The following is a 1,165-nucleotide window of genomic DNA, read 5'->3' on the forward strand; positions in this document are numbered from 1 at the left end:
AATCAAGAACACAATCAAAAAGAATTTAGGAATAAACTCACCATCTCGTTGGATGCGGGACATGATCGGTAAAAACATCGTACTAGGTGTTGTAAGAGGTGTCGAACAAGAACAAAGTACATTAGACAATACAGTCAAAAAGATGACTGACTTTCCAGTGGAACTGCCATCAATTTCTGCTCAATCAAAAGTTCCTACTATTAATAGTACGGATAAAATTGATCAAAAGAACCGAAGCGACAGTAAAGCCGCCACTGATGTTGTAGGAGATACTTTCAACATTAATCTGCAAGCACTTGGTGAAATGTCAGAATCACAATTAATGGGAATGGCAAGACAGCTAGTGAAATATATTGAAATGGTTAGAAATAATGACACAGCGCCACAAGGAGGGGCATATAATGGAGCTTAAACGTGGACAATTTAAAATCAATCATCAACATAGTGAACAGTGTAATGTTTATATGCGAGAACGTCCGAAACGCCCTTCTGCTGCTCGTGTAATCGAAATGAGAGAACGACCGGGGAACGACTCTATCGTCATGGACTTCAAATATTATAAGAATACCGAACAAACTATTTCTTGTTATGCTAAAGCTGTCAATCTGGAAGAGGTGTCCGTTTTAGAAGAGGAAATCTCTTACTGGCTTGATATGGGAAGCTATACAGATTATACAGTTTATTATGATCCTCATTACATTTATCAAGCGATTGTAACCTCTCCGCCGGAATTTACCGGACAGCGCAGAAATGGAAATTTGATTCCATTCGATTTCTCAATCAGTCTTAGACCGTTTAAGATGTCGCGGGTCGGTCTTTCATGGAAAACAAACAAAAAAATATTGATCAATACAGAGAAATATCCTTCTAAACCTAAGATTCATATCTTTGGTTCGGGGGATATTTCTTTTTACATTAATGATCAAGTTTTCGAGCTAAAAGGGGTAGATGAAGAAATCCTGATCGATTCTGCTATCGAAGAATCATATAAGAAGGTCAAAGATGAAATAGTCTCACAGGATGAAAAGACACTGTTTAGGGATTATCCACTATTAAATACAGGAAGAAACAAGATTTCATGGAACGGAGACGTCCAAAAAATACAAATTATGCCGAGGTGGTGGACAAAAATATGACACCAGTCATTTATAAACCAAGGGAAACC

General features: G+C 37.6%; 1 protein-coding gene and 1 pseudogene. Both read left to right on the top strand.

Annotated elements, in window-relative coordinates; all coding sequences use genetic code 11:
- Positions 1 to 412, top strand: a pseudogene (locus IGI58_RS18200) (tape measure protein); the annotation flags it as partial.
- The gene (locus IGI58_RS18205; protein ID WP_429955523.1) at positions 402 to 1,136 is read left to right on the top strand and encodes a phage tail protein; all 735 of its coding nucleotides are present in this window, start codon (positions 402 to 404) and stop codon (positions 1,134 to 1,136) included. The pseudogene IGI58_RS18200 and the gene IGI58_RS18205, both read left to right, overlap by 11 nt.
- The last annotated feature ends 29 nt before the right edge of the window (positions 1,137 to 1,165 follow it).

This window comes from Enterococcus sp. AZ020 (genome assembly GCF_050499205.1).
Lineage (GTDB): Bacteria > Bacillota > Bacilli > Lactobacillales > Enterococcaceae > Enterococcus_L > Enterococcus_L dunnyi.

Excerpts from the sequence above, each read along its gene's own strand:
- IGI58_RS18205 (WP_429955523.1), top strand. The coding sequence starts at position 402 with ATGGAGCTTAAACGTGGACAATTTAAAATCAATCATCAACATAGTGAA.